Annotated in this window: 12 protein-coding genes; 2 read left to right on the plus strand and 10 right to left on the minus strand. The window is 61.4% G+C overall.

Annotation, left to right across the window (positions count from 1 at the left end):
* Positions 1 to 18: 18 nt before the first annotated feature.
* From AB7M29_RS17065 to AB7M29_RS17075, 3 genes are read right to left on the minus strand one after another with little or no spacing between them, the layout of a single operon-like run.
* Positions 19 to 615, minus strand: a complete 597-nt coding sequence (locus AB7M29_RS17065) for a glutathione S-transferase (protein ID WP_454247357.1) — start codon at positions 613 to 615, stop codon at positions 19 to 21.
* Positions 612 to 4253 (minus strand): AAA family ATPase, encoded by a 3642-nt coding sequence (locus AB7M29_RS17070; RefSeq protein WP_454247358.1) that lies wholly within the window; start codon positions 4251 to 4253, stop codon positions 612 to 614. Before AB7M29_RS17070 ends, AB7M29_RS17065 begins: the two co-directional genes overlap by 4 nt.
* Complete coding sequence (locus AB7M29_RS17075; protein ID WP_454247359.1) at positions 4250 to 5494, minus strand: exonuclease SbcCD subunit D C-terminal domain-containing protein; 1245 nt, start codon at positions 5492 to 5494, stop codon at positions 4250 to 4252. Before AB7M29_RS17075 ends, AB7M29_RS17070 begins: the two co-directional genes overlap by 4 nt.
* Before the next feature lie 213 nt (positions 5495 to 5707).
* Between AB7M29_RS17075 and AB7M29_RS17080 the strand changes: the two genes are divergently transcribed.
* Positions 5708 to 7297: an ABC-F family ATP-binding cassette domain-containing protein gene (locus tag AB7M29_RS17080; protein WP_454247360.1), complete on the plus strand. Its 1590-nt coding sequence runs from the start codon at positions 5708 to 5710 to the stop codon at positions 7295 to 7297.
* Between the two features lie 93 nt (positions 7298 to 7390).
* Here the strand turns inward: AB7M29_RS17080 and AB7M29_RS17085 are convergent, their stop codons facing one another.
* The 7 genes from AB7M29_RS17085 to AB7M29_RS17115 all read right to left on the minus strand — a co-directional run bounded on the left by AB7M29_RS17085 (position 7391) and on the right by AB7M29_RS17115 (position 14887).
* Positions 7391 to 9043, minus strand: a complete 1653-nt coding sequence (locus tag AB7M29_RS17085) for a BatD family protein (protein WP_454247361.1) — start codon at positions 9041 to 9043, stop codon at positions 7391 to 7393.
* The gene (locus tag AB7M29_RS17090; protein WP_454247362.1) at positions 9040 to 10776 is read right to left on the minus strand and encodes a tetratricopeptide repeat protein; all 1737 of its coding nucleotides are present in this window, start codon (positions 10774 to 10776) and stop codon (positions 9040 to 9042) included. The genes AB7M29_RS17085 and AB7M29_RS17090 overlap by 4 nt, the downstream gene beginning before the upstream one ends.
* On the minus strand, positions 10773 to 11852 hold the full coding sequence (locus AB7M29_RS17095) for a vWA domain-containing protein (RefSeq protein ID WP_454247363.1): 1080 nt from the start codon (positions 11850 to 11852) through the stop codon (positions 10773 to 10775). Before AB7M29_RS17095 ends, AB7M29_RS17090 begins: the two co-directional genes overlap by 4 nt.
* Positions 11845 to 12339, minus strand: a complete 495-nt coding sequence (locus AB7M29_RS17100; RefSeq protein WP_038984065.1) for a DUF4381 domain-containing protein — start codon at positions 12337 to 12339, stop codon at positions 11845 to 11847. The genes AB7M29_RS17095 and AB7M29_RS17100 overlap by 8 nt, the downstream gene beginning before the upstream one ends.
* Complete coding sequence (locus AB7M29_RS17105) at positions 12336 to 13280, minus strand: DUF58 domain-containing protein (protein ID WP_052967568.1); 945 nt, start codon at positions 13278 to 13280, stop codon at positions 12336 to 12338. Before AB7M29_RS17105 ends, AB7M29_RS17100 begins: the two co-directional genes overlap by 4 nt.
* Before the next feature lie 5 nt (positions 13281 to 13285).
* On the minus strand, positions 13286 to 14245 hold the full coding sequence (locus tag AB7M29_RS17110; protein WP_007901181.1) for an AAA family ATPase: 960 nt from the start codon (positions 14243 to 14245) through the stop codon (positions 13286 to 13288).
* Between the two features lie 288 nt (positions 14246 to 14533).
* Positions 14534 to 14887 (minus strand): hypothetical protein, encoded by a 354-nt coding sequence (locus AB7M29_RS17115; protein ID WP_123494334.1) that lies wholly within the window; start codon positions 14885 to 14887, stop codon positions 14534 to 14536.
* 502 nt (positions 14888 to 15389) lie between these two features.
* Here AB7M29_RS17115 and AB7M29_RS17120 point away from each other — a divergent pair.
* A complete protein-coding gene (locus AB7M29_RS17120) occupies positions 15390 to 20297 on the plus strand; it encodes an NAD-glutamate dehydrogenase (protein WP_217854727.1) in 4908 nt (1635 codons plus the stop codon).
* Positions 20298 to 20396 lie beyond the last annotated feature (99 nt).

The following is a 20396-nucleotide window of genomic DNA, read 5'->3' on the forward strand; positions in this document are numbered from 1 at the left end:
TCGCCGTAGGGGGCTCGGTTATTTCTTCATGATTGATGTGAACAGATCTGACTCGATGAAGCGCTGCAACCATGCCTGTAACCGCACATAAGGCGTCTGCCCGAACCACTCGCGATCCACGTGGGCGAATTGCCGCACGAACGGCATCAGGGCGATATCCGCCAGGCTCGGGTGCTCGGCCAACAGATAGTCGCGCCCCTCCAGTAATGTATCCAGCTTGCGCAAGAACACCTCGCCCTCTGACCGGTAAAACTCCATCGGCTGCTCGGGATAACGCTCGGCGTACTTGTAGCGATTCAGGTGCACCTTGAACACTTGATCGTTCTCTTCAATCAACGCGGCGCTGTGTTCCTGTCCTTGGTGATCATCCTTGAGCAACCAGTCCTGCGGATCGTTCTGCGCCAATGCCCAGTGCATGATTTCCAGGCTTTCATCGATCACCCGCCCATCCACACTCAGCACAGGCACCGTGCCTTTGCTCGACAGCGTGAGCATTTCGGCAGGTTTGGCCTTGAGGCTGACCTCGACGATCTGCACCGCAACCCCCGAATTGTGCAGCGCCATGCGTGCTCGCATGGCGTAGGGGCAGCGGCGGAACGAATACAGCGTATTCATTTCACCTCCAGCGTACTCAGGCCGTTGCCTTGGCGGTGGACCTGAATCTGTACCGGAATCCGTTCATGCATTTCCTGCACGTGGGAAATTACCGCGACCTTGCGTCCCTGCGCTTGCAGACCGTCGAGGGCGTCCATGGCCAGTTGCAGGGATTCTGGATCGAGACTGCCGAAGCCTTCGTCGATGAACAACGATTCGATTTTCAGCGTGCTCGAAGCCATTGACGCCAAACCGAGCGCCAGGGCCAGCGACACCAGGAACGTCTCGCCGCCGGACAGCGAATGCACCGAGCGCAGTTCATCGCCCATCTCGGTGTCCATCACCAATAACCCGAGCATGCTGCCGCCACGTTTCAAACGATAGCGCCGCACCAGTTGCCGCAACTGGACGTTGGCGTGATGCACCAGCAAATCGAGATTGTAGGCCTGGGCGATTTTGCGGAAGGTGTCGCCGGTGGCCGAACCGATCAATGCATTAAGCCGCGCCCAGCGCTGATACTCGGTGTAGGCGTCGGCGATCTGCTGCGCCAGGGCCTGATTGGCATTCTGTCGACGCTGATCCTCGGCCTGTTCGGCGCGCAATTCGGCGCAGCGATGTTCGCTGGCGGCGAACAGGTTTTGCAGCTCGGCGAGCGTCGAGGCCAGTTGTTCGGCATCGAGATTGCCGTTGTGCTGCGCCTGATGATCGAGCAAGCGTTGATCGCGCTCCTGCAAAAGCACCTTGGCTTGCTCGATGGCTTTTTCGCTCTGCTGCAAGCGTTGACGTAGTTCGCTGACGTGTTGGTCGTCGACGCTCAACAGATCTTCCAGTCCACCGTCGTCCAGCTCTGGATGCTGCGCGCGCCAGTCGGCGATCCTGCCGCTCAGCTCGCGATCTTCAGTTTCCAGGGCCTGCGAACGTTCCTGCTGCGCTTTGAGTTCAGCGGCCAGTTGCACCAACCGCGTGCGCACGGTTTGCAATTGCTGATTGGCCGTCGCTTCGGCAGTGCGCGCTTGCTCGACGGCCTGATCCAGTTGCTGCTGCCACTGTTCGGCGCTGGCATGTTCGCCCAGCAGTTGCGTCAGTTTTTCCTGGCAAGCCTGTTGCTGCCCGGCCAACGCCGTGAACTGTTGTTGCGCGGCGTCCAACTGCTGGGTGCGGGTCTGCTGTTGGTACTGTTCTTTCTCCAGCGTCTGCTGGCGTTGTTGCTGTTCGCCGAGTTCTTCGCGCTGCTGGTCAAGTTGTTGCAGGCGCTGGGCGATCTGCCGGTCGAGCTGTATGAAGGTCGCGGCGGGTTCATTGCGCAAGGACTCGAGCGTGTCGGCCGGGAGCAGGGTGCTGAACGCCGCCAGTTCATCGTCCAGGCGTTTACTATCGCTGCTCAACTCGCGTTGCTGGTTGAGCAGGTGTTGTGTTGCCTGTTGGTTCGCCGCTTCGGCGCTGCGCAGTTGCTGTGCAAGACGTGCGGCATCCTGTTGCAGGGTGAGCAGGGCGGTTTGCCGTTGTTCGTCCTGCGTGATGCTCTGGTTCAACTGGCTGCTTTGTTGCGTTAGCCAGGCATCGCGTTTGCTGGCGTCCTGGACCAACAGTTGCGCGGACAGTGGGTGCGCTTCCAGGCTTGGCGTCAGGCCTTGTTGCTGAGCCGCGAGCTGTTCTTGCTGTTGCAGCAATTCCTTTTGCTGAGCAATCAAACCGCCGACTTCAGCGCGCAGATCGGTGAGTTTTTCCTTGAGCAGGTCGACGGCTTTCTGGGCGTTGGCCTGTTCGCTTTCATCATGGCGGCCGAGGCTTTGCAGCAGAGCTTCGGGCTGATGATAAGGATGGTCCGGGCTGCCACAAACCGGGCACGGCTGATCGTCCTGCAACTGCGCGCGCAGTTCTTCGACGCTGGCACTGCGCGCCAGGCGCTGACGCTCAAGCAGTTCGCGGGTGACGGTCAGGGTCTGTTCGGCGACGCTCAGTTCGGCCTTGGTCTTCACGCCGTCCTGGGTCAGACGATCGCGGTCTTGCTGAGCGGCGAGTTGCCGCTGCTGAAGCTCGGCACCGCGTTTGTCCAGTTCCTGCTGGCTGGCCCACAGTCGTGTCAGCTCTTCAAAGGCCCGCAGTTGCTTGCGGTTGTCCTGCAGCAGGCTGCCGAGAATCTGAATCTGCTCAGCCACCGCTTCAGGTTCGGCGCCGGCCTCTTTGTACAGCACCTCAAGACTCTGGCGCTGGGTGGCCAGTTCCTCGGCAGCGCGGGCGGCGCTTTGCTCCAGAGCGGCCAGTTCGGCCTGGCCCTTGTTCAGGCGATTACCGATCAGCATCAGTTGTTGCAGACGATCGCGGTAGGCGTTCCAGGCATCGCTCAACGGCGCCAGATGAGTGCTTTGCTCAAGCTCACCGGCAATCCGCTGCAACCGTTCGGCGACCTGTTTCTGTTGGTCGAGCAAACCCTGAATCGTGCCCTGACCCTGAGTGCAGGCTTGTTCCGCCTGCTGCTTGAGGTCGGCACTGAGGCTGGCATCCTTGACCAGGCGGGCGAGGGTGCTTTGCTCTTCGAAGGCCTGGCGCAGCAGTGGCGCGCTGGAGGTGTGTTGGCTTTGCGCGTGGGTCAGCGCCGTTTGGGCAGTGCTCAGGCTCTGTTCAAGTTGAGTCTGTCGCTCGGTCAGCTCGCTTTGCTGTTGCGTGTGTTGCTGAATCTGCGCCGCCAGCGGGGTGAGCTGGGCGGTGAGTTCGGTCTTGCGTGCAAACTGATGCCGTTGCGGCGCCAATTGTTCCAGACGGGTCAGCTTCAAGCGCTCGCCGGCCAGGCTGTTCCAGTGTTGCTGGGCGGAGTGCAGTTGCTCGGCGGTGCTCTGTTGCGCGTCCTGCAACTGGCGCAGGTCCTTGAGCCAGGTGTGTTGCAACTCCAACTGTTTGAGCTGCGCCTGTTGGGTCTTGAGTTGCTGCTGAGCGTCGTTGAAACGCTCATCGAGTTCGGCCCGGGCTTCCGGCGACAGCGGCGTAACTCCGGTGGCCTGATCCTGCAGCAACTTATGGGCTTCGCGAGCTTCTTTGGTCTTGTCGAAAGCCCGACGACCGAGGCGGGTGTAGAGCGCCGTATCGGTGAGCTTTTCCAGCAGTTCGCTGCGGTCGTTGTCGTCCGCCTTGAGGAAGGCGCTGAACTCGCTCTGAGCCAGCATGACGGCGCGGGTGAACTGTTCGAAGTTCAGGCCCAGCGCGGCTTCAAGCTGAGCTTTGTATTCGCCTTTCTGACTGGCCAGCAGTTGATCCTGATCGATGTCGCGCAGGCTCTGGCGACTGGCTTGCAGCTTGCCGCCGGCCTTTTCCCGGGCGCGATTGGCCTCCCAGCGCGCGCGATAGCGACGACCGTCGATGCCGACGAAATCCACTTCCGCATAACCTTCACCGGTGCCACGACGCAGCAGGGTGCGTGGGTCGCCGGTGCCGATTTCGCCATCGGCATCCGGGACCTTGGCGTCGCGGCCGGTGTTGTTCAGGCGCGGTACGGCGCCAAACAGCGCCAGGCACAGGGCGTCGAGCAGCGTGCTTTTGCCGGCACCGGTCGGCCCGGTGATCGCGAATAGACCGGCACTGGCCAAGGGCTCCGCGGTGAAGTCGATTTCAAACGGCCCGGCCAGGGAGGCGAGGTTTTTCAGGCGGATCGCGAGAATCTTCATGGCTGTTCGCTCTCCATCTGCACGTCTTGCAACAGCTCGGCGAAGTCCTTGAGCGTTTGCTCGTCGACCTCGCTGCCGTAGTTGTCCTGCCACGCGCGGCTGAACAGTTCCTGGGGCGAAAGCTGATCCAGTTCGATCAAGGTTGTGCCGTCATCGATGCCGTCGCGGCTGCCATTGCCGGCGTATTCGGCGGCAATCCGCACCAGCCGCACGGCTTTGCCTTGCAACGCCGTTTCCACTTGATGGCGCAGGTCCGGTTGCGGTTCGTCGAGACGGACCCGCACTTCCAGCCACGGCTGACGCTGGATATCGGCGAGCAGGTCGATGTTGGGCAGATCGGCCAGTTGCAGCAGGATCTCCGCCAACGGCGCGGAGCCGAGTCGTTGCAAGTGGACGGAACGCGGAATCAGACGCGGTTCGACGCTGACCAATGTTTCGCCATCGAGCTGAATGTCGAGGATCTGATGCTGGTAATTGATCTCGGAGAACGACAACGGAATCGGCGAGCCGCAATAGCGAATCCGCTCTTCACCATTGACCTTCTGCGGCTTGTGCAAATGCCCGAGAGCGACGTAGCTGATGCTCGGCCCGAACAGGCTGGCGGGCAGGGCTTCGGCGTTGCCAATGATCAGGCTGCGTTCGGAATCTTCCGAAACCGAACCGCCGGCCATGTGCGCATGGCTGATGGCGATCAGCGCCTGGCCTGGTTTGCGCTTGATGTTAGCCGCTTCGATCAGCCATTCATGGACTTGGCCGATGCCGCGCAAGTAGTTATCGCCTAAATGCGCGCCGGTCACTTCGGCGGGGCGCAGGAACGGCAGCGCCAGGCACCAGGCGGCAACTTCGCCGCTGGCATCAGGCAACGGCAACAACAGGCGCTCGGCATCCAGTTGACCGTCATCGAGCCACAGCACGCGACCGAGGGCGTGAGTGCGCAATCGCCGCATCAACGGCGCGGGCAGTTCGATCCGCGAGCCGGAGTCATGGTTGCCGGCGATCATCACGATGGTCAGCAAGGGCTGCTGTTCATGGGCGCTGACGATGAAATCGTAGAGACGTTCCTGGGCTTTGACCGGCGGGTTGACCGTGTCAAAGATATCGCCGGCGATCAGCAGTACATCGGGCTGGTCAAGTTTCAGCTGACGCAGCAGCCATTCGAGGAAGCAACCGTGCTCGAAATCGCGTTCCTGGCCGTGCAGGTTCTGCCCAAGGTGCCAGTCGGAGGTGTGAAACAGACGCAAGGCGTACTCCGTAGGAAATAAGGTGATGGTCGCGAGGAAAATGACAGCGACTAAAGGGAGGAGAGTTTACTGGCAAAAGACCGGGGATGCTGAATACCCTGAAAGATTGCCTATCGATTGGATGGGGCCTCAGTATGGTAGATGGCGGGCCGAAGTGACGAGGCGAACGCTGTTGCGCAACACCAGGGAGTTTTAAATATTTAAGGAGACGTCATGACCCAACGGTTACTTCAACTTGATCATGTGTCATTCAACCTGCCCGACGGGCGCGTTCTGTTAGATGACTTGAACCACACCTTCAGCGCCAGGGCCACCGGTATCGTGGGTGCCAATGGTTGTGGCAAGTCCTTGCTTGGCCGGCTTCTGACGGGGAAACAGCTGCCCACTACCGGAATCGTCCGTCGCGAAGGTCGGGTTTACGCCGTGGCGCAGTTACTGGAACCCGAGCGCTATCCCAGCGTTGCCGCGCTGGCCGGGGTCGACCATATTCTGACGGCGCTGGATCGCATTGCCCAAGGCAGCGTCGACGATGACGACCATTCGCTGGCGGTTGATCAGTGGGATTGCGCGACACGTCTTGAGGCGGAGCTGGAGCAGATCGGTCTGGGTCATTTGAATGCCGACGCGCGCACCGACGCCCTCAGTGGTGGCGAACGGCAACGGGTGGCGCTGCTGGGGGCGTGGTTATCCAGGGCAGACTGGCTCATTCTGGATGAGCCCAGCAACCACCTGGATATTGATCAGCAACACAAACTTGCGCAGCAGATCGCTCGCTGGCCCAACGGCCTGGTGTTGATCAGCCACGACCGGGGCCTTCTGGAGCACGTGAACGAAATTGTCGAGCTTTCACCCTTGGGGCTGGCGGTTTATGGCGGCAACTACAGTCAGTATGCGGCGGCACGCGAGCAAGAACAGCAGTCGTTCCAGTCGGCGTTGCAAGGGGAGCGGGCGCAGGCCAAGCGCGAGCAACGTGAGATGGCCGTGCAGATGGAGCGTCAGCAACGGCGTAATGCCCGCGGCGACCGTCAGGCCCGTGACGGCAATCAGACCAAGCTGATTACCAACGCCCAGAAAGAGCGTAGTGAAAACAGTCAGGGAAAATTGCGCCTCAATCAACAGGTGGCCCGGGAGCAGCAACAACAACGTATCGCCGAGGCCCGTGCGCGGTGCGCTCCGGACATTCAACGCATGATGTTGTCTCCGGAAAGCGTAGTGCCCAATGGCAAGCTGATTGTGCAGCTCAACGACGTCATTCTCCCGTTCGGTTACGCGGCGCCGGTCAATCTGACGCTGACCGGGCCTATGCGCATGGCAATCCTGGGAGCGAACGGCAGCGGCAAGTCGACCCTGCTGCGAGTGATCGCCGGCCAACTGCCGGTGCGCGAAGGCGAACTCATCCGCAGTTGCCATGTTGGCTGGCTGGATCAACACGCCGGATTACAGTACCCCGAACGCACCGCGGTGCAATGGCTCTACGAGAGTAATCCGGAGTTGCCCGAAGCTGAGGCGCGAACCCGGTTGGCGCAGATGGGCATTGATGCGGATCGTGCGATGCTCAAGACCTGTCGGTTGAGCGGCGGCGAACGCCTGAAAATAGCACTGGCTGCGCAGTTATATGCACAGCGACCACCGCAATTGCTATTGCTGGACGAACCGGACAACCATTTGGACTTGCCGAGTAAAATTGCGCTGGAGCAGATGCTCAATCAGTACCAAGGGGCATTGATCGTGGTCTCTCACGACAGCGCTTTTTTACAGGCCATTCATCTGGACGCCGAGTTCCATCTCAAAAGCCAGGGTTGACCGTGTCAGGGCAGAAAGGATCGCAGCCTTCGGCAGCTCCACATTGGAATGGCGTACACCCGTAGGAGCTGCCGAAGGCTGCGATCTTTTGATCTATTTCGGATAAAGCGGCGGCAACCCGGTATCGCCAACCAGATCCTGAACCCCTTCGGCCGTCGGGATCGCCCGAATCGCGCGCCAGAGATCTTCGCCCTGCCAGTACTGGCCGGTTTCGCTGTACAGCGCGCCGTTCAGGCCGTCCAGCGCATCGGACAGCGGCACAAAACGCGCCGCCATGTCGGCCAGGGTTTCCGGTTGTTGCCGGGCCCAGGCGTCGAGGGCCTGGCGGGTGGCATGAGTGTCGTTGGCCTGACAGGAGCGTTTGAGGTCGTCGAGCAAGGTGCGTGGGCTCGGGCCGGTTTGCGCGGCACGCAGGATCGCCGGTTGCCAGCGAGCGCGCCACCAGAGGCCAAAGCCCAGCAGGGTGGTGCAGGCCAGAATCACAGTGCTGAGTTTCCACCACCAGAGGGCTTCGTTGCTGGCGCCGGACATCGCCTGCGGGCTGCCCGCCGGTGTATCGACGATCAGGCTTGGATTGCTCGCCACTTGTAGCGTGCGGGCCGGCAGGCTGCTGTGTTCCAGGTGGTCCTCGAAGGTGTTCCACCAGACCACTTCAACGCTCGGCAAGTCAATGTTGCCGGTGCGGGTCGGCACCAGGGCTTCACGGTCCTCGCGACTGCCGATCAAGCCGCGCTCGCTGCTCTGGTTGCCCAGCACCGGTTGATCCGGATAGCGCCGCAGGCCGTTGATTTCGGTGGCGGGCAACGGTGGCAATTGCGAACTGGCGAGGCCTTCGGCGTTCAGGGTCAGGCTGCGGGTCAGCGAGTCGCCGACCTGCGCATGATCCGGTTCCGGGCTCCAGCTTTCGCTCAGGCTCAGGCTGCGGGCTGGCAGCCAGGGCACATCAGCCGGATACGTGCCGGGTTTGGCCTTGACCGTCAGCGGGATCTCGGCGGATTTGACGCGCATCAGCTTGCCCGGTTTCGGCCCTTGAGGTGTTGCGTCCTGGGACGGCCGGGTATCGACCGGCGTGGCACTGAACATCTGCGCCGGAATGGTCAATTCACCGCTGTGTTGCGGGTAGATCGCGTAGCGCATTTCAATCACGCCATGGCGCAATCCGTTGATGACTTTTTCGTAGGTGCGCGACTCGCCCAGCTGTTCGATGCGCGCATCGGGAATCTGCAGCGGGGTCAGGCTGCTGTCGTCGTACAGCGACACCGAATGGTAGATGCGCAAGGTCAGGATTGCCTGCGCCTGCACATAGACGCTGCTCTGGTCGAGGCTGGCCTCTATGAACACCGGCGCCAGTGTGTTGCTGCTGTCCTGGGTTTCGCTCTCGATCACTTGCACGGTAATTGGCTGGCTCTGGACGTCACCCAGTTGCAGCGACGGAATCACCACGCTGCCGTTTTGCCGGGGCAGCAGGGTGATGATCCAGCGGGTGGTCGCTTGGGTGTCGCCGTTGAGGGTGTTCAGTTGGTTGACCTGACGGGTGCCGCGCACTTCGAACAGCGGCTCCAGCGGGGTCAGGTCGGGTTTGCCGAACTGGGTCACGTCGCTGGTTTCCAGGGTCAGTTCGACCGTCTCGCCGGAATTCAGGCGGCTGCGATCGACGCTGGCGACCAGCTCCGCAGCCTGGGCCTGAACGGTGCAGAGCAACAGGGCGGACAACAGTGCGAGCAAGAAGGCGGTGAAGCGGGTCATCGAGTTTTTTCCTGATCCTGATGTTGTTGCTGTTCGTACCAGAATTTGCGTCTGAGCAGTTCGCCGGGGTCATCCGGGATCTTGCGCAGCCATTGCTCCAGCGCCTGGCGCTGTTCGCCTTCAATCATGTCGCTGGCCGGGCGTCGCGGTGGCGTGGTGCTTTGTTCATCCCCCAACTCGCTGCCCGGGACTTCATTGGCGCCCGGTTGCGGTGGCGTCGTGGGCGGCTGCTCGGCGTCCGGGGTGGTTTGCTCGGCGTCGGCTTTCGGCTCGCCATTGCTGGGTTGGGTGGCGCTGCCCGGCGGCGGTTCCTGGGCGATGGTTTCGGTTTTTCCATCGGCGGTTTTGTCCGGCTCGACAGGCGGCGCTGAGGTTTTCTGTTTGAGCAGGCTTTCCACCAGCGCCTTGTTGGTCAGGGCCGGACGCAGATCCGGTTGACGTTCAAGCGCTTGATCGTAAGCATCCAGCGCTGCTTCCAGCTCACCGCTTTTGGCCAGGGCGTTACCCCGATTGTAGTGGGCGTGGGCGTCGGTGCCTTGGGCAAACCGCTGGGCGGCGCCACTGTAGTCGCCGGCTTCATAGAGCGCCACGCCTTGCCACTGCGGATTTTCGAAATGCTGCGCGGCCTCGGCCTGGCGCTTTTGTTTGAGCAAATGCAGACCCTGCTGATCGGGACGCAGCCACAAGTCTTCGAAATCGAAGGCGTAACTCGGTTGCGGCAGCAGAAACAATAGCGGCAGGCAGAACAGCCAACCCCGGCGCCCGGCACAGGCTGCCAGCAATAACAGTGGCAGCAGCAGCCAGTAGCCCTGATCGGCCCAGGTGTCGAGGCGCAATGTCTGGCCGTCGTTGCGCAGATCCCGTGGCCCATCGAACAGGCCAAGGCCGCGCAGGTCGGCATCGTCCAGTCGCGCCTGGCGATAACGTCCGCCCAGGCTGTTGGCAAAGGCTTTCAGGCTGGGGCCGTCCAGACGGGGCACCAGAATTGCGCCTACGTCATCCTTGAGGAAACTGCCGTCGTCCTGGGCCACCGGCGCACCTTCGGCGGTGCCGATACCGAGCATCAGAAATTGCGTGGACGTGTCGTCCAGCGCCTGACGAATCCCTTGGCGTTCCTGTTCCGTCAGTGACGAACCGATCAGCAGGATCCGACCCTGGCCGAGGGCGCCCTGATCCAGCAGCGCAAGGGCCTTGGCCACCGCCAGATCGGCACGATGACCGGCCAGGGGCATCAGCGACGGCTTGAGTGCATCCACCAGGTTGCGGCTGGTCGACAGGTCATCCGACAGCGGCACCAAGGTGTGGGCACTGCCGGCGTAGACGATGATTGCCGTCTGCGCATCGCTGCGGTTTTGCAGCAGGTCGAACAACTTGCGCCGGGCGTGTTCCAGCCTGTTCGGCGCCATATCGGTGGCGAGCATTTCCGGGGTCAGCTCAAGCAACACCACCAGCGGGTCGGCGGGTTTCTGGCTGGTTTGTTCGACACGCTGCCAGCTCGGGCCCAGCAAGGCCAACACGGTCAATACCCAAGCCAGACCAAGGGCGATCCATGGCAGTTTGCTTTCGCGACCGCTGCCACCACTGAGCAACGCAGCATGGAAGGCCGGCGGCAGAATCATTTGCCAGCGGCCGGCGCGTTTCTGCCGGTGCCAGAGTTGCCAGAGCAGCCAGCCCAGCAACGGCAACAACAGCAGCCACCAGGGACGGAACCAGTGCGGCCAGAGCGCAATCATCGACGCCTCCGCAGACGTAGGCGTTTGAGTCGCTGACGCCAGTCGGGCAGTTGCGTTTGTAGGAACCGCTCCTTGCTAAACAGCCGTTGCAACGGGTTATCCGGCCAGCGTTCGCGGATCACCAGCAGCATGCTCAACAGCAGCGCCATCGCCAAAGGCCAGTGATACAACGCTTGGGCCGGGCGGGCTTGGGTGGGTTGTTGAGTCACGGGTTCCAGTTGGTCGAGGGTGCGTTTGATCGCCTGCAGTTCCTCGCCGTTGTGGGCGCGAAAGTACTGGCCGTCGGTGGCTTGGGCGATGGCTTTCAAGGCCGGTTCGTCGAGGTCCAGGCTCGGGTTGATGCCCAGGAATCCCTGGGTGCCGCTTTGTTCCGGGTCGGCGCCGATACCGATCGGGTAGATTTTCACGCCTTCGTTGGCCGCCAGTCGTGCGGCGGTCAGCGGGTCGATCTCGCCGCCATTGTTGGCGCCATCGGTGACCAGAATCAGCACACGGCTTTGTGCCGGGCGTTGGCGCAGGCGTTTGAGGGCCAGGCCGATGGCATCGCCGATGGCGGTGTTCTTGCCGGCGATGCCGATCCGCGCTTCGTCGAGCCACACGCGAACGGTGTGCCGGTCGAAGGTCAGTGGCGCTTGCAGATAGGCCTGACTGCCGAACAGGATCAACCCGACCCGGTCGCCGTCGCGACTTTCAAGAAAATCACCGAGCAAATGCTGCACCAACGACAGTCGGCTGACGTCTTCGTCCTGCCACTGCATGTCGGGGAAATCCATGGAGCCGGATACATCCACCGCCACCAGCAGATCGCGGCCACTGGCGGCAACCGGCAGGGGTTCGCCGAGCCATTGCGGGCGCGCGGCGGCGATCAGCAATAACAGCCACAGCAAAATGAACGGTGCTTGCTGACGCCACGCCGGCAGATTCGCCCGGGCACGGCGGCGAGCGAGGCCTTCGAGGTCGCTGAGGAAGCTGACGTTGAGCGCCGGTTCGCCACTGTCGGCGACTGGCAGCAGCACCCGCATCAGCCAGGGCAGTGGCAGCAGGGCGAAGATCCACGGCCAGGCGAACTCAAACATGTTTGCGAATCCAGGTGTCGACTGCTTGAGTCAGGCCGGCGATGGCCTTGTCGTCGAGTTTGCATTCGGGTTTGTAGGCGCCTTCCACCAGCACCATCCAGCGCGTAAGGCCTGCAGCCGGGCAGCGGTTATCGAGGAATGCCAGCCATTTGCGCCCGTTAAGGGTGTGGCTCTGGCTATAGGGGTAATGGTTGCGGCACAGGCGTTTGAGCAAGCCATTGAGTTGCTGCAGCCAGGCACCGGCCGGGGCGCCGTCGTAGGGCTTGGGCATCCGGGCGAGTTCGGCCAGCGCCGCGAGACGCACCGGGTCCAGCGGTTGTTCGGCGCGGACGACAGGGCGCTTGTTCGGAATGAAACGACGCAACTGCCACAGGCCGAAACCGATCAATGGCAGCAATAACAGCAGCAGCCACCAGCCCGGCGCCGGCGGCCAGAAGCCGATCGGTGGCGGGGAAATCAGCGGTTGCAGTTGATCGAGGCTGCTCATCGACCTTTCCCCGGACGCTGCGGGTTCAGGTATTCGCGCAGTTGCTCGACCATTTCACTTTGGGTGCTCAAAGGCATCAGCAATACCCGCAACTTTTGCGCCAGCAGCTCCCAACGGGCGATACGCGCTTCCGCTTGTGCGCGATAGGCTTGGCGCAAGTCGAAATTCAACGTGTCGAGTTCCAGCTGCGCGCCCCGTTCCGCAAAGCGTAGAAGGCCGGCAGCGGGCAGGGCATGATCCAGCGGATCGGACACGGGCAGCAGCAACAGGTCGCAATGACGTGACAACAGGCTCAACTGCTGCTCGGCACCGTCGGACAAGGCGCGTTCGTCGCAGATCACGATCACCAGGCTGCCGGGGCGCAATACTTCCCGGGCGCGACGCAGGGCAATGCCGAAGGCGTCGCGGTCCGGCTCGCGTTCGGTGTGCAGCGACTGATTGACCCGCACCAGTCGGTTGAGCAATTGCAGCAGGCTCTGTTTGCTGCGTCGCGGTTTGATTTCGTAGTGCTCGTCGTCGCCGAACACCAGCCCACCGACCCGGTCGTTATGGCCCAAAGCGGCCCAGCCAATCAGGCTCGCTGCCTGGGCGGCAAGCACTGATTTGAACATCAGCCCCGAGCCGAAAAACAGCCGGCGGCTTTGTTCGACCATGATGAAAATCGGTCGCTCGCGTTCTTCGTGAAACAGCTTGGTATGAGGCTCCTGAGTCCGGGCGGTGACGCGCCAGTCGATGCTGCGCACGTCATCACCGGCCTGATAGACCCGCACCTGATCGAAGTCCACCCCGCGCCCGCGCAGTTTTGAGTGGTGCAGGCCGATCAACGGGCTGCGCTGGCTCGGTGTGGAAAACAGCTGCACTTCACGCACGCGATGGCGCATCTCGATCAGCTCGGCGAGGCTGACACGGATGCCCGGCTCGGGCGGCAGGTGGGCGTTCATCGGGGTCAAGCGACGGCTACGACGTCGAGAATCCGCTGGACCACCCGGTCCTGGTCGATGCCAGCGGCTTCGGCTTCAAAGGAAAGAATGATGCGGTGGCGCAACACATCGAACAGCACCGCCTGAATGTCTTCCGGACTGACGAAGTCGCGACCGGCGAGCCAGGCGTGGGCCCGGGCGCAACGGTCCAGGGCAATGGAGCCGCGCGGGCTGGCGCCGTAGGCGATCCATTCGGCCATTTCCGGGTCGAACTTGGCCGGCGTGCGCGTGGCCATGACCAGTTGCACCAGGTATTCCTCCACGGCGTCGGCCATGTACAACCCGAGGATTTCCTTGCGCGCGGCGAAGATCGCCTGCTGGCTGACTCGGCGTTCAGGTTTGGTTTCGCCGTGCAGCGCTTCGCCGCGAGCCTGTTGCAGAATCCGGCGCTCGACGGCGGCGTCAGGGAAGCCGATTTTTACGTGCATCAGGAAACGGTCGAGCTGGGCTTCGGGCAGCGGGTAGGTGCCTTCCTGCTCGATGGGGTTTTGCGTGGCCATGACCAAAAACAGCGGCGACAGGTCGTAGGTGCTGCGCCCGACACTGACCTGGCGTTCGCCCATGGCTTCAAGCAGGGCCGACTGAACCTTGGCCGGGGCACGATTGATTTCGTCCGCCAGCACCAGATTGTGGAAAATCGGACCTTGCTGGAACACGAAGCTGCCGGTTTCCGGGCGATAGATTTCCGTGCCGGTGATGTCGGCCGGTAGCAGGTCGGGGGTGAACTGGATGCGATGGAACTGTGCTTCGATGCCTTCGGCGAGCTCTTTGATGGCCTTGGTCTTGGCCAGCCCCGGGGCGCCCTCGACCAGCATGTGGCCGTCGGCGAGCAAGGCGATGAGCAAGCGCTCGATGAGTTTTTCCTGGCCGAGAATCTGCGTTGAAAGAAAGGTTCGCAGCGCGAGCAGCGCTTCACGATGTTCCATCGATGACTGTTCCTGGAAAGGGTGACCGAAGACGTTCGAATAACGCCAGGGCTGGGGGCGTTACTTTAATCCATCGCGGGGTGCGGCGACTAACGGCATTTTGTGCAAAGTGCGGGAATTGACGGGTGAAATTGTTGGAAATTTGTAGGCGAGGGACAGGGTGGTGATCTGGCTGGCCTCTTCGCGAGCAAGCCCGCTCCCACAGTTAACCGCGTTCTTCCAGGAAAAATGCAATCGAATGTGGGAGCGGGCTTGCTCGCGAAGGCGTCCGTTCAGAGACCCTAAAACTCAGAGCTGGCTTATATAAGTACCAGTCCCCTTGAGGATGTTCTGCAAAGTCTCTTCCACTTCAGCCAAATCCTGCGCATCGGTGCTATGCAGGATCTCCAGCGAATCTTCGCCATCGAGCACATCGGCGTCCGCGGCGGCGATTTCGATCAGCAGGCGGTCAGGGCTTAAGGTGACTTTCACACCGTTGAGGGCCGAAGGCTTGTCGTGGAAGATGATCTCCAGCTCATCCTCGTCCGGAAAGCGGCTCATCAGGAACATTTCACCCTCGGCGCTGGTGCAGCAGAGCATGGCCAAGTTGTCTTCTTCTTCGTCGCACGGATTGACGATCAAGAGGTCAGTTGTCATTTGCATGGGAAAATCCTGGCTCGGCGAGCGTGGTGAACGTAACAAAAGGCAATTCTGCCAGCCTCGGGGAATTTCTGCTCGGCTGAGTGTCAGAAGATGTGTCGTGAACATTCGGGGTGTTACTGGTCATTTTTGGCACGCATGTACCGCAAAACCGGGCATAAAGCGCCCGTTTTGCTGCGCGGCTGCTAGTGTTGTTCAAGGCACATGCCGCGAGTTGCGTGCCGATGACCGAATATGTCGCAGCGCTGCAAGCACGGCCCTTGCCGCACTCGTTAAGCTGCGCAACGGATGAGCACCCGTAAAGGCATTGCCTGTTGCCCTGGCAGTCGTTTTTGCAGATGCCCATTCTTGGAAGGTGAATGTGACCTGAGTGTCTCGTCCAGCTTCACCCACCTGTCATCCTGTTTCCTCTGCCCGAGAATCAGGAACAGGGTGACGGGATTGCCCCGAAAGGGGTTTGCACGCGACGCTTCCATCAATAACAAGCCCAAGCGGAGTACCACAGATGGCGTTCTTCACCGCAGCCAGCAAAGCCGACTTCCAGCACCAACTGCAAGCGGCACTGGCGCAGCACATCAGTGAACAGGCACTGCCACAAGTGGCGCTGTTCGCTGAACAATTCTTCGGCATTATTTCCCTGGACGAGCTGACCCAGCGTCGGTTGTCCGACCTCGCCGGCTGCACCCTTTCTGCGTGGCGCCTGCTTGAGCGCTTCGATCACGCGCATCCGCAAGTGCGCGTCTACAACCCTGATTACGAACGCCACGGCTGGCAGTCGACCCACACCGCGGTCGAAGTGCTGCACCACGATCTGCCGTTTCTGGTGGACTCGGTGCGCACCGAGCTGAACCGTCGCGGCTACAGCATTCATACCCTGCAAACCACTGTGCTGAGCGTGCGTCGCGGCAGCAAGGGCGAGCTGCTGGAAATCTTGCCGAAAGGCACCCAGGGCGAAGGAATTCTGCAAGAATCGCTGATGTACCTGGAAATCGACCGTTGCGCCAACACGGCCGAACTGAATGTCCTGAGCAAAGAGCTGGAGCAGGTTCTCGGTGAAGTCCGCGTCGCGGTCGCTGATTTTGAACCGATGAAAGCCAAGGTCCAGGAGCTGATCGAAGGCATCGACAACAGCCAGTTCATCATCAACGCCGACGAAAAGTCCGAGATCAAGAGCTTCCTGGAATGGCTGGTGGGCAACCACTTCACCTTCCTGGGCTACGAAGAATTCGTAGTAGGCGAAGATCAGAACGGCGGTCACATTGAATATGACCAGAACTCGTTCCTCGGCCTGACCAAACTGCTGCGCGCCGGCCTGACCGTCGATGATCTGCGCATCGAAGACTACGCCGTGAACTACCTGCGCGAACCAACGCCACTGTCGTTCGCCAAGGCCGCACACCCAAGCCGTGTCCACCGTCCGGCGTACCCGGATTACGTGTCGATCCGCCAGATCGATGCCAATGGCAAAGTCGTCAAGGAATGCCGCTTCATGGGCCTGTACACCTCCTCGGTGTATGGCGAAAGCGTGCGGGTCATTCCTTACATCCGTCGCAAGGTCGAGATCATCGAACAGCGTTCGGGCTTCCAGGCCAAGGCTCACTTGGGCAAGGAACTGGCCCAGGTGCTTGAAGTGTTGCCGCGTGACGACTTGTTCCAGACCCCGGTGGACGAGCTGTTCACCACCGTGATGTCGATCGTGCAGATCCAGGAACGCAACAAGATCCGCGTGTTCCTGCGCAAAGACCCGTACGGCCGTTTCTGCTACTGCCTGGCCTACGTGCCGCGCGACATCTACTCCACCGAAGTGCGCCAGAAGATCCAGCAAGTGCTGATGGATCGCCTGAAAGCCTCGGACTGCGAGTTCTGGACCTTCTTCTCCGAGTCCGTGCTGGCCCGTGTGCAACTGATTCTGCGCGTCGATCCGAAGAACCGTCTGGACATCGACCCGGTTCTGCTGGAAAAAGAAGTGGTACAGGCCTGCCGCAGCTGGCAGGACGACTACGCGAGCCTGGTGGTCGAGAGCTTCGGCGAAGCCCAAGGCACCAACGTGCTGGCCGACTTCCCGAAAGGCTTCCCCGCCGGCTACCGCGAGCGTTTCGCCGCCCACTCGGCTGTGGTCGACATGCAGCACCTGCTGAGCCTGAGCGAAAAAAATCCGCTGGTCATGAGCTTCTATCAGCCGCTGGCCCAGGTCTCCGGTCAGCGCATGCTGCACTGCAAGCTGTATCACGCCGATACGCCGCTGGCGTTGTCCGACGTGTTGCCGATCCTGGAAAACCTCGGCCTGCGCGTGCTGGGTGAGTTCCCGTATCGCCTGCGTCACAACAATGGCCGCGAATTCTGGATTCACGATTTCGCGTTCACCGCCGCCGAAGGCCTGGAACTCGACATCCAGCAACTCAACGACACCTTGCAGGACGCTTTCGTCCACATCGTGCGTGGCGATGCCGAGAACGATGCATTCAACCGCCTGGTGCTGACCGCTGGCCTGCCATGGCGCGATGTGGCGCTGCTGCGTGCCTACGCCCGTTACATGAAGCAGATCCGCCTGGGCTTCGACCTGGGTTACATCGCCAGCACCCTGAACAACCACACCGACATCGCTCGCGAGTTGACCCGGTTGTTCAAGACCCGTTTCTACCTGGCGCGCAAGCTGACCAGCGATGATCTGGAAGACAAGCAGCAACGCCTGGAACACGCGATTCTGACAGCTCTGGACGATGTTCAGGTGCTGAACGAAGACCGCATCCTGCGTCGCTACCTGGACCTGATCAAAGCGACCCTGCGGACCAACTTCTACCAGACCGACGCGCATGGTCAGAACAAGTCCTACTTCAGCTTCAAGTTCAACCCGCACCAGATTCCAGAGCTGCCGAAGCCGGTACCGAAGTTCGAAATCTTCGTTTATTCGCCTCGCGTTGAAGGCGTGCACCTGCGCTTCGGCAACGTAGCTCGCGGTGGTCTGCGCTGGTCCGACCGTGAAGAAGACTTCCGTACCGAAGTCCTGGGCCTGGTAAAAGCCCAGCAAGTGAAGAACTCGGTCATCGTGCCGGTGGGTGCGAAGGGCGGCTTCCTGCCGCGTCGCCTGCCACTGGGCGGCAGCCGTGACGAGATCGCGGCCGAGGGCATCGCCTGCTACCGCATCTTCATCTCGGGCCTGTTGGACATCACCGACAACCTGAAAGACGGCGCGCTGGTACCGCCGGCCAACGTCGTGCGTCATGACGACGATGACCCGTACCTGGTGGTAGCGGCGGACAAGGGCACTGCGACCTTCTCCGACATCGCCAACGGCATCGCCATCGACTACGGCTTCTGGCTCGGCGACGCCTTTGCGTCCGGCGGCTCGGCCGGTTACGACCACAAGAAAATGGGCATTACCGCCAAGGGCGCGTGGGTCGGCGTACAACGCCACTTCCGCGAGCGTGGCATCAATGTTCAGGAAGACAGCATCACTGTGGTGGGCGTCGGCGACATGGCCGGTGACGTGTTCGGTAACGGCTTGCTGATGTCCGAGAAGTTGCAACTGGTCGCTGCATTCAACCACCTGCACATCTTCATCGACCCGAACCCGGAGCCTGCCAACAGCTTCGCCGAGCGTCAGCGTCTGTTCGATCTGCCGCGTTCGGCCTGGTCGGACTACGACACCAGCATCATGTCCGAAGGCGGCGGGATCTTCTCGCGCAGCGCAAAAAGCATCGCGATTTCCCCGCAGATGAAAGAGCGCTTCGACATTCAGGCTGACAAACTGACCCCGACCGAACTGCTGAACGCCTTGCTCAAGGCACCGGTGGATCTGTTGTGGAACGGCGGTATCGGTACCTACGTGAAAGCCAGCACCGAAAGCCACGCCGATGTCGGCGACAAGGCCAACGATGCACTGCGCGTGAACGGCAACGAACTGCGCTGCAAAGTCGTGGGCGAGGGCGGTAACCTCGGTATGACTCAGCTGGGTCGTGTCGAATTCGGCCTCAATGGCGGCGGTTCCAACACCGACTTCATCGACAACGCCGGTGGTGTGGACTGCTCCGACCACGAAGTGAACATCAAGATCCTGCTGAACGAAGTGGTACACGCCGGTGACATGACCGACAAGCAACGTAACCAGTTGCTGGCGAGCATGACCGACGAAGTGGGCAACCTGGTGCTTGGCAACAACTACAAGCAGACTCAGGCCCTGTCCCTGGCGGCACGCCGTGCCTTGCCGCGGATTGCCGAATACAAGCGTCTGATGAACGATCTGGAAGGCCGCGGCAAGCTGGATCGCGCCATCGAGTTCCTGCCGGCTGAAGAGGCAATCAACGAGCGCGTCGCGGCGGGCCATGGCCTGACCCGTGCCGAGCTGTCGGTGCTGATCTCCTACAGCAAGATCGACCTCAAGGAAGCGCTGCTCAACTCCTTGGTGCCGGACGACGACTACCTGACCCGCGACATGGAAACCGCTTTCCCGCCGACGCTGGTGAGCAAGTTCTCCGCTGCCATGCGCCGTCACCGTCTGAAGCGCGAAATCGTCAGCACCCAGATCGCCAACGATCTGGTAAACCACATGGGTATCACCTTCGTTCAACGACTCAAAGAGTCGACCGGCATGAGCCCGGCGAACGTGGCCGGTGCTTATGTGATCGTTCGCGACATCTTCCACCTCCCGCACTGGTTCCGTCAGATCGAAGCCCTGGACTACCAGGTTTCCGCTGACGTGCAACTGGAGCTGATGGATGAGCTGATGCGTCTGGGTCGCCGCGCTACGCGCTGGTTCCTGCGCAGCCGTCGCAACGAGCAGAACGCTGCCCGTGACGTCGCACACTTCGGTCCGCACCTGGCCGCGTTGGGCCTCAAGCTCGACGAACTGCTGGAAGGCCCGACCCGCGAAGGTTGGCAGACCCGCTACCAGGCTTACGTCGCTGCTGGCGTGCCTGAGTTGCTGGCGCGCATGGTTGCAGGCACCACTCACCTGTACACCTTGCTGCCGATCATCGAAGCTTCGGATGTGACCGGCCAGAACGCAGCGGACGTGGCCAAGGCCTACTTCGCCGTGGGCAGCGCGCTGGACATCACCTGGTACCTGCAACAGATCAGCGCTCTGCCGGTTGAAAACAACTGGCAGGCCCTGGCCCGTGAAGCGTTCCGTGATGACGTCGACTGGCAACAACGTGCGATCACCATCTCCGTCCTGCAACAGGGCGACGGCACCCAGGACGTGGAAACACGCCTGGCGCTGTGGATGGAAGAGCACGAAGGCATGATCGAACGCTGGCGCGCCATGCTGGTGGAAATCCGTGCCGCCAGCGGCACCGACTACGCCATGTACGCGGTGGCCAACCGCGAACTGCTGGACCTGGCGTTGAGCGGTCAAGCGGTGGTGCCTACCACTGCCAATATGACTGCCAGCGCCGAGCTGGAACCGGCAGCCTGATCAGGCGTTAAATGAAAAAGCCCCGTCTCGAAAGAGATGGGGCTTTTTTTTGTCTGAAGGTTTTGTGGTGTCTGGTCTGGCGCTTTCGCGAGCAAGCCC

The sequence above is a fragment of the Pseudomonas sp. F-14 TE3623 genome (assembly GCF_053629015.1).

Bases quoted from the DNA above. Each gene is read 5' to 3' on its own strand.
- AB7M29_RS17065 (WP_454247357.1), bottom strand. From the start codon at position 615: ATGAATACGCTGTATTCGTTCCGCCGCTGCCCCTACGCCATGCGAGCA.
- AB7M29_RS17070 (WP_454247358.1), bottom strand. From the start codon at position 4,253: ATGAAGATTCTCGCGATCCGCCTGAAAAACCTCGCCTCCCTGGCCGGG.
- AB7M29_RS17080 (WP_454247360.1), top strand. From the start codon at position 5,708: ATGACCCAACGGTTACTTCAACTTGATCATGTGTCATTCAACCTGCCC.
- AB7M29_RS17085 (WP_454247361.1), bottom strand. From the start codon at position 9,043: ATGACCCGCTTCACCGCCTTCTTGCTCGCACTGTTGTCCGCCCTGTTG.
- AB7M29_RS17090 (WP_454247362.1), bottom strand. From the start codon at position 10,776: ATGATTGCGCTCTGGCCGCACTGGTTCCGTCCCTGGTGGCTGCTGTTG.
- AB7M29_RS17095 (WP_454247363.1), bottom strand. From the start codon at position 11,852: ATGTTTGAGTTCGCCTGGCCGTGGATCTTCGCCCTGCTGCCACTGCCC.
- AB7M29_RS17100 (WP_038984065.1), bottom strand. From the start codon at position 12,339: ATGAGCAGCCTCGATCAACTGCAACCGCTGATTTCCCCGCCACCGATC.
- AB7M29_RS17105 (WP_052967568.1), bottom strand. From the start codon at position 13,280: ATGAACGCCCACCTGCCGCCCGAGCCGGGCATCCGTGTCAGCCTCGCC.
- AB7M29_RS17110 (WP_007901181.1), bottom strand. From the start codon at position 14,245: ATGGAACATCGTGAAGCGCTGCTCGCGCTGCGAACCTTTCTTTCAACG.
- AB7M29_RS17115 (WP_123494334.1), bottom strand. From the start codon at position 14,887: ATGCAAATGACAACTGACCTCTTGATCGTCAATCCGTGCGACGAAGAA.
- AB7M29_RS17120 (WP_217854727.1), top strand. From the start codon at position 15,390: ATGGCGTTCTTCACCGCAGCCAGCAAAGCCGACTTCCAGCACCAACTG.